The 24,790-nt window shown below is 70.4% G+C and carries 25 protein-coding genes and 1 pseudogene; 10 read left to right on the top strand and 16 right to left on the bottom strand.

Features of this window, described 5'->3' with window-relative positions:
- Positions 1-40: 40 nt before the first annotated feature.
- Positions 41-943, bottom strand: a complete 903-nt coding sequence (gene mqnP, locus ACIDOF_RS13945; protein WP_409006158.1) for a menaquinone biosynthesis prenyltransferase MqnP — start codon at positions 941-943, stop codon at positions 41-43.
- Positions 940-2,400, bottom strand: a complete 1,461-nt coding sequence (locus tag ACIDOF_RS13940; RefSeq protein WP_409006157.1) for a menaquinone biosynthesis decarboxylase — start codon at positions 2,398-2,400, stop codon at positions 940-942. The genes mqnP and ACIDOF_RS13940 overlap by 4 nt, the downstream gene beginning before the upstream one ends.
- 89 nt (positions 2,401-2,489) lie before the next feature.
- On the opposite strand from ACIDOF_RS13940, the gene ACIDOF_RS13935 reads away from it, so the two are divergent.
- On the top strand, positions 2,490-2,786 hold the full coding sequence (locus ACIDOF_RS13935) for a PLD nuclease N-terminal domain-containing protein (RefSeq protein ID WP_409006156.1): 297 nt from the start codon (positions 2,490-2,492) through the stop codon (positions 2,784-2,786).
- A 154-nt stretch (positions 2,787-2,940) separates the two neighbouring features.
- Here the strand turns inward: ACIDOF_RS13935 and ACIDOF_RS13930 are convergent, their stop codons facing one another.
- From ACIDOF_RS13930 to hemL, 8 genes are all read right to left on the bottom strand, one after another.
- On the bottom strand, positions 2,941-3,450 hold the full coding sequence (locus tag ACIDOF_RS13930) for an SRPBCC domain-containing protein (protein WP_409006155.1): 510 nt from the start codon (positions 3,448-3,450) through the stop codon (positions 2,941-2,943).
- A 55-nt stretch (positions 3,451-3,505) separates the two neighbouring features.
- Complete coding sequence (gene ccsB / locus ACIDOF_RS13925; RefSeq protein WP_409006154.1) at positions 3,506-4,591, bottom strand: c-type cytochrome biogenesis protein CcsB; 1,086 nt, start codon at positions 4,589-4,591, stop codon at positions 3,506-3,508.
- A complete protein-coding gene (locus ACIDOF_RS13920; protein WP_409006153.1) occupies positions 4,588-6,381 on the bottom strand; it encodes a cytochrome c biogenesis protein ResB in 1,794 nt (597 codons plus the stop codon). The genes ccsB and ACIDOF_RS13920 overlap by 4 nt, the downstream gene beginning before the upstream one ends.
- A 2-nt stretch (positions 6,382-6,383) precedes the next feature.
- Positions 6,384-7,235 (bottom strand): cytochrome c biogenesis CcdA family protein, encoded by an 852-nt coding sequence (locus ACIDOF_RS13915; RefSeq protein WP_409006152.1) that lies wholly within the window; start codon positions 7,233-7,235, stop codon positions 6,384-6,386.
- Between the two features lie 10 nt (positions 7,236-7,245).
- Positions 7,246-7,848 (bottom strand): TlpA family protein disulfide reductase, encoded by a 603-nt coding sequence (locus tag ACIDOF_RS13910; protein WP_409006151.1) that lies wholly within the window; start codon positions 7,846-7,848, stop codon positions 7,246-7,248.
- 77 nt (positions 7,849-7,925) lie between these two features.
- Positions 7,926-9,146 carry a hypothetical protein gene (locus tag ACIDOF_RS13905; RefSeq protein ID WP_409006150.1) on the bottom strand — a complete coding sequence of 407 codons (1,221 nt, stop codon included), beginning with the start codon at positions 9,144-9,146 and terminating at the stop codon, positions 7,926-7,928.
- A gap of 175 nt (positions 9,147-9,321) precedes the next feature.
- Positions 9,322-10,017: a histidine phosphatase family protein gene (locus ACIDOF_RS13900; protein ID WP_409006149.1), complete on the bottom strand. Its 696-nt coding sequence runs from the start codon at positions 10,015-10,017 to the stop codon at positions 9,322-9,324.
- Positions 10,014-11,351, bottom strand: coding sequence for a glutamate-1-semialdehyde 2,1-aminomutase (hemL, locus tag ACIDOF_RS13895; RefSeq protein WP_409006420.1), 1,338 nt, complete (start codon positions 11,349-11,351; stop codon positions 10,014-10,016). Before hemL ends, ACIDOF_RS13900 begins: the two co-directional genes overlap by 4 nt.
- 505 nt (positions 11,352-11,856) lie before the next feature.
- On the opposite strand from hemL, the gene ACIDOF_RS13890 reads away from it, so the two are divergent.
- Positions 11,857-12,294 carry a hypothetical protein gene (locus ACIDOF_RS13890; protein WP_409006148.1) on the top strand — a complete coding sequence of 146 codons (438 nt, stop codon included), beginning with the start codon at positions 11,857-11,859 and terminating at the stop codon, positions 12,292-12,294.
- A 163-nt stretch (positions 12,295-12,457) separates the two neighbouring features.
- Entirely contained in the window at positions 12,458-13,594 is a 1,137-nt protein-coding gene (locus ACIDOF_RS13885; RefSeq protein ID WP_409006147.1) for a MerR family transcriptional regulator, read from the top strand.
- 55 nt (positions 13,595-13,649) lie between these two features.
- Here ACIDOF_RS13885 and ACIDOF_RS13880 read toward each other — a convergent pair whose 3' ends face one another.
- From ACIDOF_RS13880 to ACIDOF_RS13870, 3 genes are all read right to left on the bottom strand, one after another.
- On the bottom strand, positions 13,650-14,093 hold the full coding sequence (locus tag ACIDOF_RS13880) for a MerR family transcriptional regulator (RefSeq protein WP_409006146.1): 444 nt from the start codon (positions 14,091-14,093) through the stop codon (positions 13,650-13,652).
- 185 nt (positions 14,094-14,278) lie between these two features.
- A complete protein-coding gene (locus ACIDOF_RS13875) occupies positions 14,279-15,172 on the bottom strand; it encodes an SDR family NAD(P)-dependent oxidoreductase (protein ID WP_409006145.1) in 894 nt (297 codons plus the stop codon).
- Positions 15,173-15,207: 35 nt separating this feature from the next.
- Positions 15,208-15,777, bottom strand: a complete 570-nt coding sequence (locus tag ACIDOF_RS13870) for a hypothetical protein (protein ID WP_409006144.1) — start codon at positions 15,775-15,777, stop codon at positions 15,208-15,210.
- Positions 15,778-16,047: 270 nt separating this feature from the next.
- Here ACIDOF_RS13870 and ACIDOF_RS13865 point away from each other — a divergent pair, with 270 nt between their 5' ends.
- Positions 16,048-17,151: a magnesium and cobalt transport protein CorA gene (locus tag ACIDOF_RS13865; protein WP_409006419.1), complete on the top strand. Its 1,104-nt coding sequence runs from the start codon at positions 16,048-16,050 to the stop codon at positions 17,149-17,151.
- A gap of 118 nt (positions 17,152-17,269) precedes the next feature.
- On the opposite strand, the gene ACIDOF_RS13860 is transcribed toward ACIDOF_RS13865, so the two are convergent.
- Positions 17,270-17,842 carry a TIGR03086 family metal-binding protein gene (locus ACIDOF_RS13860; protein ID WP_409006143.1) on the bottom strand — a complete coding sequence of 191 codons (573 nt, stop codon included), beginning with the start codon at positions 17,840-17,842 and terminating at the stop codon, positions 17,270-17,272.
- Positions 17,843-17,930: 88 nt separating this feature from the next.
- Between ACIDOF_RS13860 and ACIDOF_RS13855 the strand changes: the two genes are divergently transcribed.
- On the top strand, positions 17,931-18,767 hold the full coding sequence (locus tag ACIDOF_RS13855) for a DUF6597 domain-containing transcriptional factor (RefSeq protein WP_409006142.1): 837 nt from the start codon (positions 17,931-17,933) through the stop codon (positions 18,765-18,767).
- Positions 18,768-18,785: 18 nt separating this feature from the next.
- Here the strand turns inward: ACIDOF_RS13855 and ACIDOF_RS13850 are convergent, their stop codons facing one another.
- A complete protein-coding gene (locus ACIDOF_RS13850; RefSeq protein WP_409006141.1) occupies positions 18,786-19,463 on the bottom strand; it encodes a TetR family transcriptional regulator in 678 nt (225 codons plus the stop codon).
- A gap of 172 nt (positions 19,464-19,635) precedes the next feature.
- Here ACIDOF_RS13850 and ACIDOF_RS13845 point away from each other — a divergent pair, with 172 nt between their 5' ends.
- The 3 genes from ACIDOF_RS13845 (at position 19,636) to ACIDOF_RS13835 (ending at position 22,345) form a co-directional block, all read left to right on the top strand.
- On the top strand, positions 19,636-21,156 hold the full coding sequence (locus ACIDOF_RS13845; protein WP_409006140.1) for an FAD-dependent oxidoreductase: 1,521 nt from the start codon (positions 19,636-19,638) through the stop codon (positions 21,154-21,156).
- A gap of 164 nt (positions 21,157-21,320) precedes the next feature.
- A complete protein-coding gene (locus ACIDOF_RS13840; RefSeq protein WP_409006139.1) occupies positions 21,321-22,082 on the top strand; it encodes an SDR family NAD(P)-dependent oxidoreductase in 762 nt (253 codons plus the stop codon).
- Positions 22,079-22,345 (top strand): hypothetical protein, encoded by a 267-nt coding sequence (locus ACIDOF_RS13835; protein ID WP_409006138.1) that lies wholly within the window; start codon positions 22,079-22,081, stop codon positions 22,343-22,345. Before ACIDOF_RS13840 ends, ACIDOF_RS13835 begins: the two co-directional genes overlap by 4 nt.
- Before the next feature lie 66 nt (positions 22,346-22,411).
- On the opposite strand, the pseudogene ACIDOF_RS13830 reads toward ACIDOF_RS13835, so the two are convergent.
- Positions 22,412-22,954 (bottom strand): annotated as a pseudogene (locus ACIDOF_RS13830) (RtcB family protein); the annotation flags it as partial.
- 139 nt (positions 22,955-23,093) lie between these two features.
- Between ACIDOF_RS13830 and ACIDOF_RS13825 the strand changes: the two are divergent.
- A complete protein-coding gene (locus ACIDOF_RS13825) occupies positions 23,094-23,501 on the top strand; it encodes a hypothetical protein (RefSeq protein WP_409006137.1) in 408 nt (135 codons plus the stop codon).
- 103 nt (positions 23,502-23,604) lie between these two features.
- Entirely contained in the window at positions 23,605-24,777 is a 1,173-nt protein-coding gene (locus tag ACIDOF_RS13820; RefSeq protein WP_409006136.1) for a putative T7SS-secreted protein, read from the top strand.
- The last annotated feature ends 13 nt before the right edge of the window (positions 24,778-24,790 follow it).

The raw sequence follows: 24,790 nt of genomic DNA, 5'->3' as shown, positions 1-24,790 counted from the left end.
AGACGAAGAACGACCGTGGTCCGGGGGCGGAGCCCTCGGCTCAGAGAGTCAGCCCGCGCACCAGCAGATCCAGCAGCGCGCACACGAACAGTGCGATCCCGATGAACCCGTTGACCTGGAAGAACGCCCGGTTCAGGCGGGACAGGTCGTGCGGCCGGACGATCGTGTGCTCGTACAGGAACGCCGCCGCGACGATCAGCAGGCCGAGCCAGAAAAACGCCCCCGCGCCCGTGGCCACCCCGTACCAGACGAACAGACCCGTCGTCACCGCGTGGCACCCGCGCGCACCCCGGATCGCCGCCGGGATGCCGAACCGCGCCGGCACGGACATCACGCCGACCTCGCGGTCCGTCTCCACGTCCTGGCAGGCGTAGATCAGGTCGAACCCGCCGATCCAGACGCCGACGGCGAGGCCGAGGATCACCGCGTCCCAGGACCACGTGCCCGTGACCGCGAGCCACGCGCCGACCGGACCCATCGCCTGCGCGAGCCCCAGAATGGCCTGCGGGAAGTTCGTGAACCGCTTCCCGTACGGATAGACCACCATCGGCACCACCGCGACCGGCGCGAGCGCCAGGCACAGCGGGTTGAGCAGCGCGGCCGCGCCGAGGAAGACGACGAGGGCGATCAGCGCGCCGGTCCACGCCGACTTCACCGAGACCGCGCCGGTGACCAGCTCGCGGTGGGCGGTGCGCGGGTTACGGGCGTCGATCTCGCGGTCGATGATCCGGTTCGCGGCCATCGCGAACGTGCGCAGGCCGACCATCGCGATCGTCACCAGGAGCAGCCGGCCCCAGTGGATGTTCTTGTCCCACTGGTACATCGCGGTCAGCGAGGCGATGTACGCGAAGGGCAGGGCGAACACGGAGTGCTCGATCATGACGAGGCGCAGGAACGCCTTCGTGCGCCCCGGCTGCGGGACGGCTGCTGCGGCACTGCTCACTTGAGTCCGTACTCCTTCCAGCGGCGGTCCACCAGGGCCGCCGTGCTCGGGTCGGACTCGACCATCTCGGGCCAGCCGCCGTCGCGCGTGTAGCCCTCCTCGGGCAGCTTCCTCGTGGCGTCGATGCCGGCCTTGCCGCCCCAGAACTGCTGGTACGAGGCGTGGTCGAGGTGGTCGACGGGGCCTTCCACGACGGTGAGGTCGCGGGCGTAGTCGGTGTTGCCGAGGGCGCGCCAGGACACTTCGTGCAGGTCGTGCACGTCGCAGTCCTTGTCCACGACGACGATCAGCTTCGTCAGGGACATCATGTGCGCGCCCCAGATGGCGTGCATCACCTTCTGGGCGTGCTTCGGGTACTTCTTGTCGATCGAGACGATCGCGCAGTTGTGGAAACCGCCGGACTCCGGCAGGTGGTAGTCGACGATGTCCGGGACGATCACCTTGAGCAGCGGCAGGAAGAAGCGCTCGGTGGCGCGGCCGAGCGGGCCGTCCTCCGTCGGCGGGCGGCCCACGACGATCGACTGCAGGAGCGGGCGCTTCCGCATCGTCACGCAGTCGATCTTCAGGGCGGGGAAGGGCTCCTGCGGCGTGTAGAACCCGGTGTGGTCGCCGAACGGGCCCTCCGGGAGCATCTCGCCGGGCTCCAGCCAGCCTTCGAGGACGACCTCCGCGTTGGCCGGGACCTGCAGCGGCACCGTCTTGCAGTCGACCATCTCGACGCGCTTGCCCTGGATGAACCCGGCCAGCATGTACTCGTCCATGTCGCCGGGGAGCGGGGCCGTGGACGCGTACGTGACGGCGGGCGGGCAGCCGAAGGCGATCGCGATCGGCAGCTTCTCGCCGCGCTGGGCCGCCACCTGGTAGTGGTTGCGGCTGTCCTTGTGGATCTGCCAGTGCATGCCGATGGTGCGCTTGTCGTGGCGCTGCAGCCGGTACAGGCCGAGGTTGCGCACGCCCGTCTCCGGGTGCTTGGTGTGCGTCAGGCCCAGGTTGAAGAACGAACCGCCGTCCTCGGGCCAGGTGAAGAGCGCCGGGAGGCTGTTCAGGTCCACGTCGTCGCCGGTGAGGACGACCTCCTGCACGGGGGCGTTCTCCGACTTCACCTTCTTCGGCGGTACGTGGGTCATCGCGCCGAGCTTGCCGAAGGCCTCGCGGATGCCGACGAAGCCCTGCGGCAGCTCGGGCTTGAGGAGGCCGCCGATCTTCTCGCTGATCTCCGCGTACGACTTGAGGCCGAGGGCCTTCAGGAGGCGGCGGTCGGTGCCGTAGACGTTCATCGCGAGGGGCATCGAGGAGCCCTTCACGTTCTCGAAGAGCAGCGCCGGGCCGCCGGCCTTGTTGACCCGGTCGACGATCTCGCCGACCTCCAGATGCGGGTCGACCTCGGCCTTGATGCGCTTCAGGTCGCCGTCGCGCTCCAGCGCGCGGAGCAGGGAGCGAAGATCGTCATAAGCCATAGGGACCAGTATCGGCTACTCGTTACGCTTGACCCGTCACGGGGGCCGTCCACACGGCTCCGGCACTCCACACGCAGGGGGACGGCTTCATGTTCCGGGTGCTGCTGATCCTGGTGCCGCTGGCACTCAGCATCTACGCGTTCATCGACTGCATCACCACCGATGAGCAGGAGGTCCGCTACATCCCCAAGCCGATCTGGGCGATTCTGGTCCTGCTGTTCCCGCTGGTCGGCTCGATCTCCTGGCTGATCGTCGGCCGCGACCGCAGCCTCCGCCGCCCGGCACGCACGCGCTGGGTCGCCCCGGACGACAATCCGGAGTTCCTCGACTCCCTGAAGAAGGACGAGCCGGAGGAGGACGACTCCGAGGGCCCACCGTCGCGCTAGCGGGGCTCCTCGGACGCCGGAGAGGCTTTCCGGCACGTCTACGGCTTTCCCGCCGTCGTGGGCTGTGAGGGACGTGCCCCGACAGGGGCGCGGGGAACTGCGCGACCAGCCACGGCGGCGCCGCAGACGAAATGCGACCCCCGGAAGGGACACCTCAGCCGCGCGACGCGTAAACGTCCCGGAACCGGTGCCACCGTTCAGGGGTCCACGTCGACCAGTCCGCGGGATGCCCCGACAACGCCTCCGCGAGGAACTCGAAGTGGTCGTGCCAGCCGGCCAGGCAGTCCAGGCGGAGCTGGTCGTCCCCGGGGAACTCGTTCGTGAAGCGCAGGGTCGTGCCTGCCGGACCGTCCGGTTCCAGGTGGAAGCGGATCCGCCCGTGGAACGAGTCCAGGGTGTACTCGGCGATCCGCTCCACGTCCCACGCGGTGATCCGCCCCTCGTGCACCCCCGCCTCCCCCTCCTGGTTGAGCCAGCGCAGAACGACCGCGCCGCCGAGCCTCGGCTGGAGGACATCGGCGGCGGCGAGCCACTGCGGCAGCCCCCGCGCGGTGGCCACGGCGAGCCACACGTGCTCGACGGGATGCGGAAGGTGCAGCTCGAAGTGGAGGTGCTGAATTCCGTTCTCGGTCCGGCTGGAGCCCTGTCCGATCGTGGCGGTCATGGCTCCAGCCTGGCGCGGTTGCGGGTCATCCGCACCCGTGCAGGTCGAGGGCGGATCAGACCCCGGCGTACGAGTGCTTGCCGGAGATGAAGATGTTGACCCCGTAGTAGTTCCAGAGCCAGGTGGCGAAGGCGAAGAGGGCCAGGTAGGCGGCCTTGCGGCCCTTCCAGCCGGCGGTGGCGCGGGCGTGCAGGTAGCAGGCGTACGCGATCCACGTGACGAAGGACCAGACCTCCTTGGGGTCCCAGCCCCAGTAGCGGCCCCACGCGTCGCCCGCCCAGATCGCGCCCGCGATGATCGTGAACGTCCACAGCGGGAAGACCGCGGCGTTGATGCGGTACGAGAACTTGTCCAGGGACGCCGCCGAGGGCAGCCGGGACAGGACCGAGGTCGCGAACGTGCCGGGCTCGGCGCCGCCCTGCAGCTTGCTCTCGTACGAGTCGCGGAACAGGTACAGGACCGTGCCGACCGCGCCGAGGTAGAAGACCGCGCCGCAGAAGATGGCGGTGGAGACGTGGATCCACAGCCAGTACGAGTCGAGGGCGGGGACGAGCTGGTCGCTGTCGGTGTACAGCCACTTGGTGGCGATGCCCAGGTCGAGCAGGACCGTGGTGACCAGGATCAGGCCGATCCAGCGGACGTTCTTCTTCAGCGCGAGGAGCAGCAGGTACGCGCCGACGGCCACCGTGGAGAAGGTGATCGAGAACTCGTACATGTTGCCCCAGGGGGCGCGCATGACGGAGAGCGCGCGGGCCGCGACGCCGCCCGCCTCGACGAGGAAGCCGAGCACGGTGAGCGACACGGCGATCCGGCCGTACATGTCGCCCTTCTCGGTGCCGCCGTGCGCGCCGGGCCCGTCCGGCACGTCACGGCTGCCGGCGGCGCCCCGCGTGACGACCTTGGGGCGCTCCAGTACGGCCGTGCCCCCGGCCTTCTTGACGGTGACCGCGGGCCCGGCGGCGGGCTTCGCGGCGGTCTCGGCGGTGAGCGCGGCGGCGGTGCGGCCGACCTTGCTGCGGCTGCCGAAGGTCCATTCGGCGATGTGGGCGAGGAAGGCCAGCGTGTAGACGGCCATCGACGAATAGATCAGGACGTTGCTGATGTTCGCCAGGTTTTCGTTGGTGGCGGCGGCGAGATTCACTTCTCAGCCCCTTCGGCAGGAACAGCTTCGGGCTCGTCGGACCCCCGGGGTTCGGCGGGCTCCGCGGATTCTGGGGACGGCTCGGGCTCGGGTACGCCCGGCGCCTTGTCGTAGAGCAGCCCGGCCAGGTCGCCGAGCTCCTCGGGCAGCTTGGCGGACTCACTGCGGCCGAGGCCCGCCATCTCGACGACGGTCGTGCCGTCCGCGTGCCGCTCGGCCCGGACCCAGACGCGGCGGCGCTGGATGAACAGCGAGCCGACCAGGCCGACGAGCGCGGCGCCCGCGCCGATCAGCGCCCAGCCGTTGCCGGGCTGCTGGGAGATCTGGAAGGACGCCCATTCCTTGAGGTCCTTCTCGAACGTGATCGAGCCGGCGCCGTTCGGGAGCGTCATGGTCTCGCCCGGCCGGATGCGCTGCTTGAACAGCTGGCCGTTCTCGTCCTTGAACTCCTTCAGCTTCTTGGTGTCGAGCTGGTACACGTTCTGCGGCAGCCCGGAGTCCACGCCGAGGCTGCCGTGGTACGCGGAGAGCGCGAGCACCGGGTACTCGGGCGCCGGGAACTGGGAGAACATCTGGCCCTTGCCCGCGCCCGCGAAGGTCGGCACGAAGAAGGCGTTGAAGCCGAGCTGTTCCTTCTTGCCGTTCTTGTCGCGGTAGCCGTCGGCGACCTTGATCGCGCCGGTCGACGTGATGTTGGAGTCGATCGGCAGCATGGGCACGGCGCCGTGGTAGACGGTCTCGCCGCGGCCGTCCTTGACGGTGACGACGGGTGCGTAGCCGTGGCCGATGAGGTGGACCTTCGCGCCGTTCACCTCGAGCGGCGAGTTGACCTCGACGGCCTTCTTCTTCTCCGGCCCGTCGGCGCCCTCGGAGTAGGTGACGTGCGCCCGGTAGATCCGCGGCGTCCCCTTCTCGGGCCCGCTCTTCTCGTACGTGTCCTCGAAGCGGTCGAGCGTGAAGCTGAACGGTTCCAGGCTGTCGTTGTCGAAGAGGTTGCCGGACTTGAAGTCGTCGTACTGCGTGAGGGTGTTGGCGAATCCGTCGCCCTCGGTGATCAGCTTGCCGCCCTCGGACTTGAAGAGCGTGCCGGCGGCGAAGGCGACCAGCATCACGATCAGCGAGAGGTGGAACAGCAGGTTGCCGGCCTCGCGGAGATAGCCCTTCTCGGCGCTGACGGCGTCCCCGTCGGCGTCCGCACGGAAACGCCGCTTCCGCAGCAGCGCGAGGGCCTGGTCCCGCACGTCCTCGGGCGCCGCGTCCGTCCGCCACGTCGTGTACGCCGGCAACCGGTCGAGCCGCCGCGGAGCGCGCGGGGGCCGGCCGCGGAGCTGGCCGACGAACTGCCAGGTGCGCGGAACGATGCAGCCGATCAGCGAGACGAACAGCAGGATGTAGATCGCGGAGAACCACACCGAGCTGTAGACGTCGAAGAGTTGGAGCTTCTCGTAGATCGGGGTGAGCGTGGTGTGGGCTTCCTTGAAGTCCTGCACCTTGAGCTCGTCGACGCTGTTCTGCGGGATCAGCGAGCCGGGGATGGCGCCGAGCGACAGCATGAAGAGCAGGATCAGGGCGACCCGCATCGAGGTGAGCTGCCGCCAGAACCAGCGGGCCCAGCCGATGACGCCGAGCGCCGGCAGGTTCGGGGCGTCGCCGCCCGTGTCCTCCTGGGGCGCGGTGCTGAGCTGCGAGCCGGCGCTGCCGAGTTCCTTCTCGTCCACGCTGTCGGCTGCGGTGCCGGTGCCTTCGGCTGCGGTGTCGGTGCCCTCGGCTGCGGTGTCGGTCTTGCGCACGATCAGATCCCCACGGTGAAGCCGGAAGTCCAGGACTGCATCTGGGACACCAGGTGGTCCCAGACGCCGGTGACGAGCAGCAGACCGGTGACGACGAGCATGCCGCCGCCGATCCGCATCACCCAGACGTAGTGCCGCTTGACCCAGTCGAAGGCGCCGAGCGCCCGCCGGAACGCGATCGCCGCCAGGATGAACGGCAGCCCGAGGCCCAGGCAGTAGGCCACGGTCAGTATGGCTCCGCGGCCCGCGCTGGCCTCGCTGATGGAGAGCGCGCTGACGGCGGAGAGGGTCGGGCCGATGCAGGGCGTCCAGCCGATGCCGAAGAGCACGCCGAGCATGGGCGCGCCCGCGAGACCGGACACCGGCCGCTTGTGGAAGCGGAATTCGCGCTGTGTCAGGAACGGCATGGCGCCCATGAAGAACAGCCCGAGCAGGATGGTCAGCGCGCCCAGCACCTTGGAGATGACGTCCCGGTGCTCCTGCAGCGTCGCCCCGAATCCGCCGAACAGCGCGCCGCCGGAGACGAAGACCGCGGTGAAGCCGAGCACGAACAGCCCCGCCCCGGCGGCCATCCGGCCCCGCTTGGCCTCGGCGAGGTCGGTGCCGCTGACGCCGGTGACGTACGACAGGTAGCCGGGGACGAGGGGCAGGACGCAGGGCGAGAAGAAGGAGACGAGGCCGGCGAGGAGCGCGATCGGCAGGGCGAGGACGAGGGCGCCGGTGAGGACGGTCTCGTTGGGGCCTTCGATCGCGGCGGCGAGGGCGGGTGCGTGGGCGGCGTAGGTGCTGTGCGCGCCGTCGAGGGTCGCGGCGAGCGGGGACCCGGGGGTGCCGGCGAGGGGGTGCGCGTGCATCAGGTCGCGCTCACTTCTCCGCGAGCAGCGGGTCGATCATCTGGTGCAGCTGCTTGTCGTTGACGGCCTGCAGGGCGCGGGCCGCCATCTTGCCGTCCTTGTCGATCACGATCGTCGACGGGATCTGCTGCGGGGCGAGGCTGCCCTTCGGGAAGCGGAGGATGAGCTTCCCGGAGGGGTCGTAGAAGCTCGGGTACTCGACGCCGTGCTCCTCCTCGAACTTGACCGCCGGGCCCTTGTTGAAGTCACGGGTGTTGATGCCGACGAACTCGACGCCCTTCGGCTTGAGCTCCTTCGCGACCTTCACGAGGTACGGCGTCTCCACCCGGCAGGGGCCGCACCAGGAGCCCCAGACGTTCAGGACGACGATCTTGCCCTGGTAGTCGTCGAGGTTCAGCGGCTTGCCGTCGAGGCCCTCGCCCTCCAGCTTCGGGGCGGCGACGCGCTCGGCCTTCTCGACCTTCGCGATGCCGTTCTTGCCGGTCACGAAGTTGGTGTTCCCGGAGCCGCCCTGGGTGCCGCCGTCGCCGCACGCGCTCAGGGTGAGCGCGGCGACCGCGGCCCCGGCTGCGTACAGGGAGGCACGTCGGAAGGCAGGACGGCGGTAGCTCATGTGAAAAGTTTCGCATGACCGTTTCGAGGATCTTGGGCACCCCCCGGCGCATCCGGAAACGGGCACGAACCCCCAGTTCAGGCGGCGTTCGCGAGCCCCTTCCAGCCGCCTGCAGGGGCCTGTCCGACCTCCAGGCCCTGCAGGCGGCGGAGCACCTTCGGATCCTGCGCGTCGAGCCAGTCGACGAACTGCCGGAAGGAGACGACGCGTACGTCCTTCTTGCCCGCGACGGTCTTCAGGGTCTCCTCGACGGCGTCCATGTAGATGCCGCCGTTCCACTCCTCGAAGTGGTTGCCGATGAAGAAGGGCGCCCGGTTCGTCTCGTATGCCCGGTTGAATCCGGCGAGGTAGGAGTCCGTCGCCTGCCTGCGCCAGGCCGGGTAGTTGTGGGGCGGGGCCTTCGTGGAGTTCTGGGACTGGTTGGCGAGGATGTTGTAGTCCATCGACAGGACCTCGAAGGTGTGGCCGGGGAACGGCATCGCCTGGAGCGGAAGGTCCCATATGCCCTGCTTCTTGACGGGCCAGCGCTGGTGGCCGCCGGGCGAGGAGGCGTCGTACCGCCAGCCGAGTTCACGGGCGACGGGGAGCAGGTTCTCCTGGCCGAGGAGGCAGGGAGTGCGGCCGCCGACGAGCTCCTTCTCGTAGTCGAAGGGCAGCGAGGGGACGTCCGTCCAGCCGGTGTTGGTGCGCCACTGCTTGACGAAGGACTTGGCCTGGTCGATCTCGTCGCGCCACTGCCGGGGCGTCCAGTGGGCGACCGATCCGGTGCCCGCGCAGAAGTGGCCGTTGAAGTGCGTGCCTATCTCGTGGCCTTCGAGCCAGGCCCGGCGCACGTACTTCAGGGTCTGCTTGATGTGGTCGTCGGTGAGGTAGCCGATGTCGGAGGCGCCGACGGTGTTGTTCGGCGGGCGGTACAGGCGCTTCTTCGCCTCGGGCAGGAGGTAGAGGCCCGAGAGGAAGAACGTCATGCGCGCGTCGTGCTCCTCGGCGAGCTTCAGGAACCGCGGGAACAGGCCATTGCCGACCTCGCCCGCGCCGTCCCAGGAGAAGACGACGAACTGCGGGGGCGTCTCGCCCGGCTCCAGCGGAACGGGCCGCTCCGGCTGGCGCGGCTGCTTTCCCGTGAAGGACGTGGAACCGTCGCCTATCGCCCGCCCCTCTACGGGAGTGTCCTTGCCGCGCGCCCGGCTCGCCGGCTTCGCGTCGTCGACGCCGGTGCCGCATCCGGCGAGTCCCGCGGCGGCTGCCCCGAGACCAACTCCCAGTCCCAGTAGTCCCCTTCGGCTGTAGTCGCGCATTCCGTCCCCGATTCTCCGTACTGTTCCCCACTGGTCCCCCACGAATGTGGGCACACCGGTAGATAGCGGATCGGAGGGAAAGGTTGCGGCGAGTGGCGTGATTCTTGTGGTGAGTACGACAGCGAAGGGGTCGGGCGCCCGGTGGGCACCCGACCCCTTCGTACCAACTTGCCTGTTACGCCCCGAACGCCTTGTCCTTGCCCTTGACCGGCTTCGCGCCCGCGAGCAGATGCGCGGGGACCAGGTCACGGGCCGGCTCGGAGTACCCCACCGAGACGATCTTGTCGCCGCGGTACGTGAACGACGTCAGCGAGGCCAGCGTGCACTGCCGCTTGCGCGGGTCGTGCCACAGTCGGCGCTTCTCCACGAAGCTGCGCACGATCCAGATCGGCAGCTGGTGGCTGACGCACACCGCCTCGTGCCCCCGCGCCGCGTCCTTCGCCGCGTCCAGCGCGCCCATCATCCGGACGACCTGCTCGACATACGGCTCGCCCCAGGACGGCTTGAACGGGTTGACCAGGTGCTTCCAGTTCTCCGGGCGCTTCAGGGCGCCGTCGCCGACGCCGAAGGTCTTGCCCTGGAAGACGTTGTCCGCCTCGATCAGGCGCTCGTCCGCCGCCACGTCCAGGCCGTGCACCTTGGCGATCGGCGCGGCCGTCTCCTGCGCGCGCTCCAGGGGCGAGGCCACGACATGCGTGACGTCCCGCCCGGCCAGGTGCTCGGCAACCCGGTCGGCCATCCGGCGGCCCAGCTCGGACAGGTGGTACTCGGGCAGGCGGCCGTAGAGGATGCCCTCCGGGTTGTGCACCTCGCCGTGGCGCATCAGGTGGACGACGGTGATCTCGCTGTCGTCGCGCAGGGAGCCGTTCATGCCGTGCCCTCCGTGGCTTCCGTCGCTTCCGCGGCGGCGCGGGCGGCGGCGGGCAGGGCGTCCGCGATGCGCTGGACCGCGCGCTCGTCGTGGGCCGTCGAGACGAACCAGGACTCGAAGGCGGACGGCGGCAGGTACACGCCGTCGGCGAGCATCGAGTGGAAGAACGCGGTGAAGCGGAACGACTGCTGCGCCTTCGCGTCGTCGTAGTTCCGCACCTCGCCGTCGGTGAAGAACACCGAGAACATGTTGGACGCGGTCTGCAGCCGGTGCGCCACACCCTCCTTGGTGAGCGCCTCGGTGACCAGGCCCTGGATCTCCTTCGAGACCGCGTTCACCTTGTCGTACGCCGCGTCGTCCAGGAGGCGGAGCTGGGCGAGGCCCGCCGCCGTCGCGATCGGGTTACCGGAGAGCGTGCCCGCCTGGTAGACCGGGCCGGACGGGGCGAGGTGCGCCATCACGTCGGCGCGACCGCCGAACGCCGCCGCCGGGAAGCCGCCGCCCATGACCTTGCCGAACGTCATGAGGTCCGGCACGACGCCGTCGACGCCGAACCAGCCGGCCCGCGACGTACGGAAGCCGGTCATGACCTCGTCCGAGATGTACAGCGCGCCGTTGTCCCGGCAGAGCTGCTTCAGGCCGGCGTTGAAACCGTCGCGCGGCGGGACCACGCCCATGTTGCCCGGCGAGGCCTCGGTGATCACGCAGGCGATCTCGCCCGGGTGCGCGGCGAACGCGGCCCGCACGGCCTCCAGGTCGTTGTACGGCAGCACGATCGTGTCGCCCGCCTGGGCGCCGGTGACGCCCGGGGTGTCCGGCAGGCCGAACGTGGCGACGCCGGAGCCGGCCGCGGCGAGCAGCGCGTCCACGTGCCCGTGGTAGCAGCCGGCGAACTTGACCACCTTGGCGCGGCCGGTGCAGCCGCGGGCCAGGCGGATCGCCGACATCGTCGCCTCCGTGCCCGACGACACCAGGCGGACCTGCTCGACCGGCGCGATCCGGTCGACGATCTCCTCGGCGAGCGCGACCTCGCCCTCGCCCGGCGTGCCGAACGACGTGCCGCGCGCGACCGCGTCCTGCACCGCGGCGATCACCTCGGGGTGCGAGTGGCCGAGGATCATCGGTCCCCAGGAGCACACCAGGTCCACGTACTCCCGGCCGTCGGCGTCGGTGAGATACGGACCGGTGCCGGACACCATGAAGCGGGGCGTGCCCCCCACGGCGCGGAACGCGCGCACGGGAGAGTTCACGCCGCCGGGCGTCACGACGGCCGCTCGGTCGAAAAGCGTCTGCGAAACGGGGGCTTCGTATGAATACGGCACTTTGGTCCTGATCTGCGATGCGTCGGTGCGTGGACGCCGACGGAATTCGACGGGAGTCTGCGCAAGTCTGTGCAAGTGTGCGTAAGTCTGCGCAAGCAGGTGGGTCGCTCGGTCATAACGACCGGGCGTCAGCCCCCTCGCGTCTGCGAGACTGGGTGGACATAGGGAAAGCTCACACAAGCCATGGTGTCAGAGCCTCCGGACATCCTGTGGACAGGTGTTTCAGCACGGCTGTTCACACCCACGTTTCGGCGTACGGTCACGGGGGAGGTCAACTGACACGATGATCGGGTTGCACGGCATCGCCGTGTTGCCTAAAAAGCAGTCGGGTGGAGATATGCATCGCGGTGGCGGACTGGGCGAGGGGACCGACGACCTCGGTCCCCGGCGTGCCCGCCGGGGGAGGCACCGTAGGGAACCTGAGGCCGCGGAGCCGGCGGACACGACGGCGGGCGCGCACGACCGGCGCGACGCCACGACGGGGATCCCTTCGAGCACGGGGAGCAGGAGTGGCCGGGTGGGGGTGACCTACAAGTACTTCGGCGCCCCGGACGGTGCGACCGCCGCCCGGGTGCCCATCTCGATGCGGCCGGAGGAGCTCGGCGGTGACGAGCTCGGCATGGGCGGGATGTTCACGAAGATCAAGCCGGAGACGATGGCCGCGATGGTCCTCACCGGCATCGAGGGCATACCCCTGCACAAGGTGCCCCCGCTCGAACTCGTCGTCCTGCACCCCGACTACGCCGTCGTGAAACTCCCGATGACCGTCGTCGACCCGCTGCGCGGCATCGGCGAGGAGTCGGTCGGCGCGGCCGCGTTCATCTGGTCCACGGTCCCGGACCGCGGCGGCCCGCGCGACGCGTTCAACGTCTATCAACTGCTCCACGAATGGCAGGACTTCAGCCACCGCCTGCACGAGGCGGGCCATCAGGCCTATTGCCTGGTGTGGCCTTAGGGCTTGGAGGCGGAAAGCCTCTTCTCCAGCCCTCTGTTGACCTTCCCCTTGGGGAAAGCCGCAGCATCGGCCTGACCGGGGCGAGAACTCCCGGTCGAGGAAGGTTGGAGTGCGGACGCCATGGGTGCGGACGCACGGGGTGCGGAGGCACGGAGGCACGGGGATGGGGCTGCTCGGCATCGGCGCGTTCGCGAAAGCGGCACGCCTGTCACCCAAGGCACTGCGGCTGTACGACGAGTTGGGGCTGCTGACTCCGGCGCACGTCGACCCTGCAACCGGCTACCGTCGTTACGCGCCCGGCCAGTTGGAGCAGGCCCGCCTCGTGGCGTGGCTGCGCCGCATCGGGATGCCGCTGGCCCGGATCCGTACCGTGTGCGCGCTCCCGCCCGATGCCGCGGCGCAGGAGGTCCGATCCTTCTGGGCGCAGGTCGAGGCGGACATCGCCGGCCGCAGAGACCTGGCCGCCTTCCTCGTCGACCATCTGACGCGGAAGGACCCCGCCATGACATCGACGACCGGAACACCCGCCACCCCGCTCGGCATCCGCTACGCCGCGCTCTCCGACACCGGCCTGGTCCGCGAGAGCAACCAGGACGCGGCCTTCGCCGGCTCCCGTGTACTCGCCGTCGCGGACGGGTTCGGCCCCTCCGGCGGCCCCGCCAGCGCTGCGGCGATCGACGTGTTCAAGCGCCTGCAGAGCGAGCCCGTCCCGGCCGGTGACCTCCTCAACTCCCTTGCGGAAGCCGCCGACCGCGCCGGGGCGGCCGTACGGAACGTGGCCGCCGCCGACCCCGCGCCCGGCGCCGTCGGCACGACCCTCACCGCGATGCTGTGGACCGGCTCCCAGCTCGCGCTCGTCCACATCGGCGACTCGCGCGCGTACCTGCTGCGTGATTCCGAGCTGTTCCGCATCACGCACGACCACACACAGGTCCAGGCCCTGGTCGACGAGGGCCGCCTCACGCAGGAGGAGGCCGCTTCCCACCCGCAACGCGCGCTGCTGCTACGGGCGTTGTGCGGCGAGGCGGGCGGTACGGGATCCGACGGGATCGGGTCGGGCCCGGGCGGGGCGGGGCCCGGTCTCGGGGGTCGCGCCGATCTGCGGCTGCACGACGCCGCCGCCGGGGACCGCTACCTGCTGTGCTCGGACGGCCTGAGCGCCGTGGTGCCCGAGGACCGCATCGTCCACGTACTCGCGGGGGCACCGGACCCGGAGACGGCTGTACGTGAACTCGTCGGCCTGGCCCGGGAGTTCGGTGCTCCGGACAACGTGAGTTGCGTGGTGGCGGACGTGGGGTGAGGCGGGCCGGGGGCGGCGAGCGGACCCGCGCGGCGGCCGGGCCCGGGCCCGGCGGTCAGGACTTGAGGGTGGCCTCACCTGGGTCCGGTGTGCGGGCTGTTTCCGTTGGATCCGGTGTGTGTGCTGCTTCCGTTGGATCCGGTGTGCGGGCTGCTTCCGTCTCGTCGAGTGCTGCTGCCAGGCGGTTCCGCAGGGCGGTCTGGGCGGCGATGCGGCGGTCGAGCACGGCGAGGCGTTCCCGCGCCACCTCCAGTCCCTTCGGCGCGGGCGGCGCCGAGGCCACGTCCCCGTCCAGGCACTGGGCGAACACCCGCACATCGTCCAGGGTCAGCCCGACCTCAAGCAGGTGCCGGATGTTCTGCACGCGTACGACCGCGCCCTCGTCGTAGTCGCGGTACCCGTTCGACCTCCGCTCGGAAGCGATCAGCCCCGCCTGCTCGTAGTGGCGCAGGGCGCGCGCCGTCGCACCGGTACGCGCCGCCAACTCCCCGATCCGCACTGCCGCTTCCCCTCCCGGCCCGGCCCTCGACCTCGACCTCGCACTCGCCCTCGCCCCTCGTCGGGGCCAATCCCATCACGTGAGCGGGTGGGCGCTAGCGGGGCGGGGCGGGGCGGCGGTCGGGGCGAGGGGCGGTTGGGGCGGTTGGGGCGGGGGACGGTCGGGGCGGGGCGGGCGGCTGGGGGTCAGGCCACTACCGCTCCCCCGTCGACCGGCAGCACCACTCCCGTCACGTACGACGCCTCGGGCGCGGCGAGTCGTGTGATCGCCCAGGCCACTTCCTCCGGCCTGCCGATCCGGCCGAGCGGAGTGTGCGCGAGCTGCCAGGCGCGGATCTCCGCGATCCGTTCCGGCGACAGCCCCTGGTGCTCCCCGATCGACGTCTCCACCGCACCGGGCGCGACCGCGACCACCCGCACCCCGCGCGGCGCCAACTCCACCGCCCAGCTACGGGTGAGCAGTTCGAGGGCCGATTTCGTCGCCGCGTACACGGCGCTCCCCGGAAACGCCCGCTGCCCCACCGACGTACTCACATTGACGATCACCCCGCCTGTCGCCCCTCCCGTCGCTCCTCCTGTCGCTTCTCCCAGCGCTGCCTCCGTCTCCTCTCCCGTCACCTCTGCCGCCTGCGACAGCAACGGCAGCGCGGCCTGTGCGAGCAGGATCGGCGCCACCAGGTTCGTGGCCAGCTGCTCGTCGATCCCGTCGCGCGTCACCGCGCCGAGGGCTCCGCTGCGGACGACGGCGGCGTTGTTGACCAGCACATCCAGCCGGCCGTACGCGCGCTCCGCCTCCTCGACGATCCGCTCCGGGCCGCCCTCCGCCACGACGTCCGCGACGCACGGGGTGATCAACTCCGGGTGTGCGCTCGCCGTTTCCCGCAGCGGCTCCGGCCTCCGCCCCACCGCCAGCACCCGCGCGCCCTCCGCCGCGAAGGCCCGCGCGGTGGCCCGCCCGATGCCGGTCCCCGCCCCGGTCACACACACGACCCGCCCCACGCGCTCCCGCCCGCCGACGCGCTCGCCCCAGCCCTTGTTGCCGTCGTAGCCGCTCTCGTACTCTCGCTCGTTGCCGTTCATGGCGTCAGCGTCCGACCCTGACGTCAACGGCAAGGTCAAGCGCGCTTGTTGGCCGCCCTGCGGGCCCGCACCACCCGGGCGACGGCACGCGTCCGGATCCGGGCCCGGCCGCGCACCGGATGCAGGGCCTGCCCCAGTCGGCGACAGCCCTCGCACCACACGTCCGAGCGCCGGGCCGCACGCGCGGCGGCGTTCGCGTCGTCGAAGAACAGCGGGTCGCCACGGTGCGTGAGGCACTCCACCTCGTACCGGTCGTCGGCCGCTCCCGCGACCAGCACCGGGTCCGCCGCCGCGAGCGTGTCCCGCGTCCTGACCTGCGCTCCCGTGTCCCGGCGCGTGAAGATCCGCCCGCCCGCGTCGAGTTCGCGGACCTCCCGCTCGGCCTCCTGGACCAGGGCCCGGCGGGCGAGCACGCCGTCCGGGTCGGGCGTGAGGGCCAGCGCCGCCCTGGACCGCAGCTTGTCGAGCGCCGTCTCCACGCGCCGCGCGTGCACCTTGAGGCTCGCGCGGAGGCGACGGCGTCGGGCGTCCTTGACGTCGAGACCGGCGTACGTGGACCCGAGACGCGCGTACGGGGCGTCGGCCGGTATGCCGCTGCTGCTCATGAGGCGGTTACTCCTTCTGCTCCCCGAGGCAGCCGTCCCCCACGGGAGTCGACTCTAGGGCGGATCCGGCCCCGCTGCCCGTTCTGCGCGAGACGGTGCGGTTCGCGGGGTGGGTCTTCGTCGGCACGCGCCCCCTCCGACCAGGCCCGACCCTGCCCGTCGCCTCCTCGCTCTCCTCGTACTCCCCGCTCCCGACGCCGACGCCTGTGAGGGCCCGCGACGGCGATGGCACACTGGCACGTCGAGCCCGGAGGGAGACCGGACGTGCCCATGATCCGCAAGCTGCGCCGCATGGTCGGCCGCGCCAAGCACCGCACGGTGGACCTCAGCCACCCCGCGCGCTCCCCGCTCGGCAGCACTGTGGTGAACTGCGTCGTCTACCAGGACGGCAAGCGCCGCGCCGACGGCCGCGCCGACGTCTCGGCCGCCCAGGCCCTGGCCCGCGTGCGCAGGGAGGGCGAGGGCTTCGTCTGGATCGGGCTGCACGAGCCGACCCCCGACGAACTCGCCGAGCTCGCCGAGCCGTTCGGCCTTCACCCGCTGGCCGTCGAGGACGCCGTGCACGCCCACCAGCGGCCCAAGGTCGAGTCGTACGACGACACGCTGTTCGCCGTCTTCAAGTCGGTCTGCTACGTGGATCACGACGAGCTGACCGCCAACAGCGAGGTCGTCGACACCGGCGAGATCATGGTCTTCACCGGCCGGGACTTCGTCATCACCGTCCGGCACGGCCGGCACGGCTCGCTCGGCCCGGTCCGCGAGGCCCTCGAGGCCGACCCGGAGCAGCTGGCCAAGGGCCCGTCGGCCGTGCTGCACGCGATCGCCGACCATGTCGTGGACGAGTATCTGAGCGTCGCCGACGCCGTGCAGGAAGACATCGACGACGTGGAGTCGCAGGTCTTCGCGGCGCAGCCGGACCGTACCGGCGGGCGGGCCGACGCCGGGCGGATCTACCAGCTCAAGCGCGAGCTCCTGGAGCTGAAGCGTGCCGTCTCCCCGCTCGACCGCCCCCTGCAGATCCTCGCCACCCGCGCGAACACCCTGATCGCGCCGGACATCCAGCCGTACTTCCGGGACGTCGCCGACCATCTGGCCAGCACGAGCGAGCACATAGCGTCCTTCGACGCCCTGCTCGACTCGATCCTCCAGGCGCATCTGGCGCAGGTCACGGTCGAGCAGAACGAGGACATGCGCAAGATCACGTCCTGGGCCGCGATCATCGCCGTGCCGACCATGGTCTGCGGCGTCTACGGCATGAACTTCGAGCACATGCCGGAGCTCAAGTCGCCCTACGGCTACCCGGCCGTCGTCGGCGTCACCGTCCTCGCCTGCGTCCTGCTGCACCGGATGCTGCGCCGCAGGGGCTGGCTCTAGCAGCCCGGCCAGGTTCGGCCCGCCCGGAGCGCGCGGCCCGTCCGGAGCGCCCAGTCCGTCCAGGCCACCGGGACCGCCCAGGCCACCGGGACCGCCCGACCCGTCCGGACCGGTGTGCTCAGGGGCGCCAGTGCGGGTCGCGGCCCAGCGTGCCCAGGAGACGGTCCTGCTCAGGCGCGTCCGCAGGGACTTCCACAGGCTCACCGAGCACCCCCGCCTGCCGTGCCGTGGGGGCCAGCCCCTCGTAGGCGGCGGTGACCTCGGCGAGCACCGCCGGGTCGATCACCAGGTCCCTGCCGGTGGCGCGGGCCAGGTCCCAGGCGTGCACGGCCAGGTCGCCGAGCACCATGTGGCCGACCGTGCGCGCCGGGAAGTGCATCGCCCCGGTCGTGCCCTCCTCGGCGCCGGGCTCGGCCCAGACCTCCACCAGCCGGCGGGTCTCCTGCTCGAACCGCTCCCGCCAGTCCGCGCCCCGGCCGACCTCGTCGGGCGTCTGCGTGAAGTCCGCGTCCCGCTTCGCCCCGAGCGCCTGGAACTGGACGATCACCTGCGTCAGATGGTTCACCAGGGCTCGTACGTCGTACTCGGAGCAGGGCGTGCGCCCGCCGAGCTGCTCGTCCTCGATGCCCCGGACGACGGCGACAGCCTGCCCGCCCGCCGTGTCCAGGAGTTCGCTGATGCTCTTCGTCATGCCCCGAACGTAAGCCGCGATCGGCGCCCGCGCCTTGAAGAAATGCGACAGCCACAGCCTGGTCCCTCCCCCGTCCTAGACTCCGTTCATGGCAGCTCCGCGCCGTGACACCAAGGGCATCGTCGATGCCGCCGAGCTCTTCGCCCGCGTACGGTTCCGCCGTCGCGAGCCCGCCGTTCCGCTGCGCCCCTACCTCGAGCACTACTGGCTGATCGACTGGGACCTGCCCGAGCCGTACGCCTCCCACGTCGTCCCCCACCCCTCCGTCAACGTCGTCTTCCAGCGCTCCGGGACCTCCGCCGGCGTAGGTGAGGTCGCGGGCATCGGCCTCGAGCTGTTCACGAAGAAGCTCGAGGGCCGGGGCCGGGTCTGCGGCGTGCAGTTCCGGCCCGGGGGCTTCCGCCCGTTCTCCCCCGTCCGGCCGGTGTGCGACTGGACGGGGCGGGAGGCGGCCCTGGACGAGGCGTTCCCCGCCGACGCCGGCGTCGAGGCCGAGGCCGTCGCCGACGCCGTCTCGGCCGTGCTCGATCCGGACGACGAGGACGCCCGCGTGGCCGCCCTGGACGCCTTCCTGCTGGCGCTCGGCCCCGCCCCCGATCCGCAGGCCGACCTCGCCATGGCGCTCGTCGACCGGGTGCGCGGCGACCGCTCCGTGCGCCGCGTCGACCAACTCGCCCGCGCGGCAGGCCTGTCGACGCGCAGCCTGCAGCGGCTGTTCTCCGCCTACGTCGGTGTCGGCCCGAAGTGGGTCATCCTCCGCTACCGCATCCACGACGCCCTGGACCTGGCCGAGACCGGCGACGCGGTCGACTGGGCGGCCGTCGCCGCCGACCTCGGCTATGCCGACCAGGCCCATCTCGTACGGGACTTCACGGCGACGGTCGGCGTGCCGCCCACCGCCTACGCGACGACGACCGGAATCTGACGCGCCGAGAAAGGGAGTTCAGCAGTCCGACGGCTCCGGTGCGGTCAAGTACCGGTGCACGGTGGGGCCCAGCCAGGCGACGACCTCGTCTCTGCTCATCTCCGCGGCGGGCGGGAAGCGCAGCACGAATCTCGCGAGGGCCATGCCGAGGATCTGCGAGGCGACCAGCGCCGCTCTTCGCGGGGCGGAGTCCGGATCCGGCGAGAACTGCGCGGCGACCGGAAGCACTTGCTGCTGGAAGACCTCCTGCATGCGCTCGGCGCCGGACGTGTTGGTCACGCCGACGCGCAGCAGCGCCGTCAGGACGTCGTTCTTCTCCCACAGATCCAGGAAGTGCCCGACGAGGGCGCGGCCGACGAGGGCGTCCTCCGCACGCTCCCCCTCCACGGCCGCCCACGGCTCCCCCTTGCGCGGCCTGACGAAGTCCGGCATGCGCAGGTTGATCTGGGCGGCCGCGGCGAAGAGGCCCTCCTTGTTCCCGTAATAGCGCATGACCATCGACGGGTCGATGCCGGCGTCCCGCGCTATGGCACGGATCGTCGCCCGCTCGTATCCATCGGCCGCGAAGCGTTCGCGAGCGGCGGCGAGGATCGCGGCACGGGTGGCGTCGGAGCGGCGCGCGGACTTCTGCGAAGGCTCGCTCGCCTCCGCCCCCGCGTGCTCGCTCGACCGTGAGGACTGCGCTGTCTCGGACATGCAGCCAAGCGTATGCCAACACTCGTTGGCCCACAAGTGTTGACTTTCTCCGAGGGCGGCCCTAGATTCGCCAACAAGCGTTGACCAACAGCCGTTGACCACCGTCCGCCGGCTCGCGGGCAGCGCGCCGGCACGTACCAGGCAGACAGGCATGGGCATCGAGGAGGCCGCAATGATCGGCAGCACGAGCACCGGCGCACACACCGACCCGAGCACGCACCCGCACCCCGCCCCGCAGGCGGACGTGATCGTCGTCGGCGCGGGCCCCACCGGCCTGCTGCTCGCGGGAGACCTGGCGGCAGCCGGCATCCCCGTCACCGTCCTGGAGAAGCGGCCGGCCGCCATCAGCAACCTCACCCGCGCCTTCGGCGTGCACGCCCGCACGCTGGAGCTGCTGGACGCCAGAGGTCTCGCGGACGAACTCGTCGAGCGGGGACGGAAGATCGAGGAGATCCGGCTGTTCGACGGCCTGACGCTCGACGTCACCGGCCTGCGCTCCCGCTTCCCGTTCCTGCTCACCGCTCCGCAGTACGAGGTGGAGAAGCTGCTCCGCCGCCGCGCCGAGGAGCACGGGGTCGCGTTCCGGCACGACACCGAGGTCACGGGCCTGCGCCAGGACGACTCGGGCGTCGAGGTGGAGGTGCGGCACGCGGACGGCTCGGCGGGCACGCTCCGCGCCGCGTACGCGGTGGGGGCGGACGGGGTGCGCAGCGCCGTCCGCGAGGCGGTCGGCCAGGCTTTCCCCGGCCGGCCCGTCATCAGCTCGATCGTCCTGGCCGACGTGAAGCTGGCCGAGAGCCCGGACCTGACGGTCGCGGTGAACGGCTCGAAGGACGCGTTCGGCTTCGTCATCCCCTTCGGCGACGGGTACTGGCGGGTGGGCGGCTGGAACCGCGAGCGGGCCGACATCCCGGACTCGGCGCCGACCTCTCTGGACGAGCTGAGGGACATCATCCGCCGGGCCTTCGGCTCCGACTTCGGTATGCACGACGCCCGTTGGCTCTCCCGCTTCCACAGCGACGAGCGCCAGGTGCGGTCGTACCGCACGGGCCGGGTGTTCCTCGCCGGGGACTCCGCGCACACCCACAGTCCGGCCGGCGGGCAAGGCATGAACACCGGGCTGCAGGACGCGGCCAACCTCTCCTGGAAGCTGGCGGCGGTCCTGCGCGGGGACTCCCCCGAGGCACTGCTCGACTCGTACCAGGCGGAGCGGCACCCGGTGGGGCGGGCCGTGCTGCGCAGCAGCGGCGCCATCGTCCGCCTGGCGATGGCGCACAACCGCCCGCAGTACGCGCTGCGTTCACTGGTGACGAGCCTGCTGAAGCGGGTCCGGCCGGCGCGCGAGAAGGCCCTCGGCCAGATCACCGGCGTGGGGTACGTCTACGCGGCGCCGCGAGGCTCCCACCCGCTCGTCGGCCACCGCGCCCCGGACGTGTCGCTGGCCGAGGGCCCGGCGGGCACACGGCTCCACGAGGCGCTGCGCGCGGGCGAGTTCGTCCTCGTCACCCCGGCCGGGACGGAGGTCGAGCCGAAGAACGAGGAGGGCCACGAGCGGCGGGTCACCCGCACCCACTGGTCGAGCCCTCGCGACACCTCCCTCCTGGTCCGCCCCGACGGCTACGTCGCGTGGGCCGCCGAGGCGGCCGACCCCCGGCAGATACGGGAGGCGCTGCGGGAGTGGACGGGGGCCTGAGAGAACAGGGCCAGAGAAGGGCCCAGGAAGCAGCCCCACGAGACCAGGGGCCAGGAAGCAGCCCCACGAGCACAGGGCCTGGGAGAACCGCCCCGGGCCCGCCCGTCACCCGCCTATCCTGGCTTGACCTGTCCTGTCGTACATACGCACGAGGAGTACCGCACATGGCCGCCGCCCCGATCGCCGTCGTCACCGGAGCGAGCAGCGGCATCGGCGCCGCCACCGCGCGGCAGCTGGCCGCCGCCGGGTACCGCGTGGTGCTCACCGCCCGCCGCAAGGACCGCATCGAGGCGGTCGCCGCCGAGATCAACGAGGCGGGCCACCAGGCCATGGCGTACGGCCTGGACGTGACGGACCGCGAGGCGGTGGACGCGTTCGCCACCGCTTTCCGGGAGGTCGCGGTGCTCGTGAACAACGCGGGCGGCGCGCTCGGCGCGGACCCGGTGGCGACGGGCGACCCGGCGGACTGGCGGCAGATGTACGAGGTCAACGTGATCGGCGTGCTGAACCTGACGCAGGCGCTGCTGCCGTCGCTGATAGCGAGCGGGGACGGCACGGTCGTCGTGCTCTCCTCCACGGCCGGCCACGCGACGTACGAGGGCGGGGCCGGGTATGTGGCCGCGAAGAACGGTGCGCGGGTGCTGGCGGAGACGCTGCGGCTCGAGATCGTCGGTCAGCCGGTGCGCGTCATCGAGATCGCGCCCGGCATGGTCAAGACCGAGGAGTTCGCCACGACCCGCTTCCGCGGGGACACGGAGAAGGCGGCCAAGGTGTACGAGGGGGTGGCCGAGCCGCTGACCGCGGAGGACGTGGCGGACACGGTCACCTGGGCGGTGACGCGTCCGCCGCACGTCAACATCGACCTGCTCGTCGTCCGCCCCCGCGCGCAGGCGTCCAACACCAAGGTGCACAGGGAGCAGCGGTGACCGGAACCCCGGCCCACGGCCCGGCGCCCGAGGCCACGGCCCCGACGCCGACCGCCGTCGCCAAGAGCCCGGCCGAGGACGACGGCTCCCCGGCCGAGCAGACGACCACCTCGGCCGAGCCGAAGAACACCTCGGCCGAGCAGCGGCGGCTCGTTCAGGAGAAGAAGAACGAGCGGATGGTGTGGTGGTACCTCGCGTACTTCCTGTTCGGCATCCACCTCGTCGCGTTCGTGATGATCTACGCCGTCACGCACGCGAAGTAGCCGCCGGGCAACCGCCGATCGGAAGAGCGGGCGGGCAGGAACGGAAGGGCGGGCGAGCCCAGCCGCTCAACCCTTCACGCACACCACCTGCTTCAGCTTCGCGACCACCTGGACGAGGTCCCGCTGCTGGTCGATGACCTGCTCGATCGGCTTGTAGGCGCCGGGGATCTCGTCCACGGCACCGGAGTCCTTGCGGCACTCCACGCCCCGGGTCTGCTCCTCCAGGTCCTTGGCGGAGAAGCGCCGCTTGGCCGCGTTCCGGCTCATGCGCCGACCGGCGCCGTGCGAGGCCGAGTTGAAGGACTTCTCGTTGCCGAGGCCCTTCACGATGTACGAACCGGTGCCCATGGAGCCGGGGATGATCCCGTAGTCGCCGCTGCCCGCGCGGATGGCGCCCTTGCGGGTGACGAGCAGGTCCATGCCCTGGTACCGCTCCTCCGCCGCGTAGTTGTGGTGGCAGCCCTTCATACAGATGACCTGCTTGAGCTTCGCGTTGGCCTGGACCAAGTCGCGCTGCTGCTCGATGACTTGACGGATCGGCTTGTACGCGCCGGGGATCTCGTCCACCACACCGGAGTCCTTACGGCACTCCACACCCCACATGTACTCCTTCAATGGCTGACCAGCCAACAGCTCGGCTGGAAGTCCACGATGAAACCTCAGCACCAATCCCCACTTGCTGTGCGGCTGGAAGCGATGTCGTAGGGTCGATGCCACGTTTGCAGCAGCCAAGCAACGGGGGTGGATGATGGCAGATTCTCTGCCAGGAACGTTCCGTGTCGACGTCCAGCAGCTCAGCCGTCTTTCGGGGCGTCTTGATGAGTGCGCGTCGGAGATGAAGTCTGCCGGTTACAAGATGGAGCAGGCTTCGGTACGGGACGTCGGGCACGCGGGGCTTGAGGCGCGTTGCAGTGAGTTCAGGGATGCGTGGAAGTACGGCATCGACCAATTGTCGAAGCTGACTGGCGCGATTCGTGGTGGCGTGCAGGCCACGGCATCCAATTACGCGGAAGCGGAACGTCGCATCGCCGACGTGTTCCAAGGCGGGGGCGCGGGAGCCTCATCGGGCAGTAGTGGCGGTAGCACCTCCGGCGGAACGGCGGCCGGCGAGGAAGCACATGCTCGCAACTACAGCATGGCCAACGACTTCGGCTGACAAGTCTCGCCATGTTTCGCGAGCACAGCTACAGGGTTGGCGCATCGCTGGCCCGCGCCCGCTGAGCTACGTCTCTTCTCGCACCCATGACTTGGAGCCGTTCATGACCACGTCTGCCATGCCTACCGCTGGTGGATCCTTCCCGGCCCTTGGCTTCGACCCGGCGCCCGGCTCTCCAGCAGCAGTAACAACGCTCGCCCAGGATGTCCACGGTACGTACACCAAACTCAAGGCCGCTGACGATGTCCTCAGCGACATCATCAAAGGTACTGGGGGCTGGACCGGCATCGCCGCCGACGCCTTCACTTCCAAGGTTCGCGAGCTCCCGAAGATACTCAGCGAGGCCACCAGCAGCTTCCAGCGCACCTCGTCCGCGCTGACGGACTGGCAGGGCCAACTGAGCACGATGAAGCAGACGGCCATCGATTACGAAACCAGGGCTCAGCAGGCGCGGTCACGGCTACGCGATGCTGAGATGAATCCCGACCTGCACATCAGCGGCAACTTCACCCCCGAAGAAGCCGCACAGATGCAGCGTCGCGTCGATCAAGCAGTAGAGCAGGTCAACGCCGCCAACAGGGACCTCGAAGCGATCATCACTGAGGCGAAAGAACTCCTCGCACGTCACGACGAGATCGCCGAGACAATAGCTCAACAGGTACAGAAAGCCTGCGAAGCCGCTCCCGACGAGCCAGGCTTCTGGGACAGACTCCTCGATGGCATCGAATCCATCAATCAAGGTCTGGCCCAGCTCGCCAACATGACATGGGACTGGGTAAAGGACCATGCAGACAACATCGCGAACATCGGCGATGTGTTTTCAGTCATGAGCACTGTGACAGGAATCGCTGGGTTCACGCTCACAGCGGTAGGCCTGGGAGTGTCAGCCGTATTTCCTCCGGCCGCTCCAGTCGGCCTTGCCGTCGCGGGCGTCGGGGGCGTCCTGGAAGTCACTTCGGGGGGCCTCGCGGCGGGCGCGCTCGCTTTGCACGGCGTAGCACGACTCGCAGGCTTAGAAAAAGTCAGCGACCGGACACTGATCGAAGACACCCTGGGAGCGGTTTCCTTCGGTACGAGCGGTGCCGCCACCGCGGTACTGAAGGGTGTCAGCAACCTGACGGGGCGCGGATCGGCGGCATCGGGCGGATTGGGGCTGGCCGACAACCCGGCCGCGCTCGAACACTTCGCACCGAAAGACACCCGACAGGCAGCCGAGATGGCCCTTCCAGGCGGCCCCCTTTTCGTCGCCCTGGAAAATGCATGGAACGCAGGATGATGTCGGCACTGAC

This window comes from Streptomyces sp. Da 82-17, from assembly GCF_046098215.1.
GTDB lineage: Bacteria > Actinomycetota > Actinomycetes > Streptomycetales > Streptomycetaceae > Streptomyces.
The sequence above is the reverse complement of the archived record's forward strand: the minus strand, read 5'-3'. Positions and strand labels throughout refer to the sequence as shown.

Excerpts from the sequence above, each read along its gene's own strand:
- ACIDOF_RS13940 (WP_409006157.1), bottom strand. The coding sequence starts at position 2,400 with ATGGCTTATGACGATCTTCGCTCCCTGCTCCGCGCGCTGGAGCGCGAC.
- ACIDOF_RS13935 (WP_409006156.1), top strand. The coding sequence starts at position 2,490 with ATGTTCCGGGTGCTGCTGATCCTGGTGCCGCTGGCACTCAGCATCTAC.
- ACIDOF_RS13930 (WP_409006155.1), bottom strand. The coding sequence starts at position 3,450 with ATGACCGCCACGATCGGACAGGGCTCCAGCCGGACCGAGAACGGAATT.
- ACIDOF_RS13915 (WP_409006152.1), bottom strand. The coding sequence starts at position 7,235 with ATGCACGCGCACCCCCTCGCCGGCACCCCCGGGTCCCCGCTCGCCGCG.
- ACIDOF_RS13910 (WP_409006151.1), bottom strand. The coding sequence starts at position 7,848 with ATGAGCTACCGCCGTCCTGCCTTCCGACGTGCCTCCCTGTACGCAGCC.
- ACIDOF_RS13905 (WP_409006150.1), bottom strand. The coding sequence starts at position 9,146 with ATGCGCGACTACAGCCGAAGGGGACTACTGGGACTGGGAGTTGGTCTC.
- ACIDOF_RS13900 (WP_409006149.1), bottom strand. The coding sequence starts at position 10,017 with ATGAACGGCTCCCTGCGCGACGACAGCGAGATCACCGTCGTCCACCTG.
- ACIDOF_RS13885 (WP_409006147.1), top strand. The coding sequence starts at position 12,458 with ATGGGGCTGCTCGGCATCGGCGCGTTCGCGAAAGCGGCACGCCTGTCA.
- ACIDOF_RS13875 (WP_409006145.1), bottom strand. The coding sequence starts at position 15,172 with ATGAACGGCAACGAGCGAGAGTACGAGAGCGGCTACGACGGCAACAAG.
- ACIDOF_RS13870 (WP_409006144.1), bottom strand. The coding sequence starts at position 15,777 with ATGAGCAGCAGCGGCATACCGGCCGACGCCCCGTACGCGCGTCTCGGG.
- ACIDOF_RS13865 (WP_409006419.1), top strand. The coding sequence starts at position 16,048 with ATGATCCGCAAGCTGCGCCGCATGGTCGGCCGCGCCAAGCACCGCACG.
- ACIDOF_RS13860 (WP_409006143.1), bottom strand. The coding sequence starts at position 17,842 with ATGACGAAGAGCATCAGCGAACTCCTGGACACGGCGGGCGGGCAGGCT.
- ACIDOF_RS13855 (WP_409006142.1), top strand. The coding sequence starts at position 17,931 with ATGGCAGCTCCGCGCCGTGACACCAAGGGCATCGTCGATGCCGCCGAG.
- ACIDOF_RS13850 (WP_409006141.1), bottom strand. The coding sequence starts at position 19,463 with ATGTCCGAGACAGCGCAGTCCTCACGGTCGAGCGAGCACGCGGGGGCG.
- ACIDOF_RS13845 (WP_409006140.1), top strand. The coding sequence starts at position 19,636 with ATGATCGGCAGCACGAGCACCGGCGCACACACCGACCCGAGCACGCAC.
- ACIDOF_RS13840 (WP_409006139.1), top strand. The coding sequence starts at position 21,321 with ATGGCCGCCGCCCCGATCGCCGTCGTCACCGGAGCGAGCAGCGGCATC.
- ACIDOF_RS13825 (WP_409006137.1), top strand. The coding sequence starts at position 23,094 with ATGGCAGATTCTCTGCCAGGAACGTTCCGTGTCGACGTCCAGCAGCTC.
- ACIDOF_RS13820 (WP_409006136.1), top strand. The coding sequence starts at position 23,605 with ATGACCACGTCTGCCATGCCTACCGCTGGTGGATCCTTCCCGGCCCTT.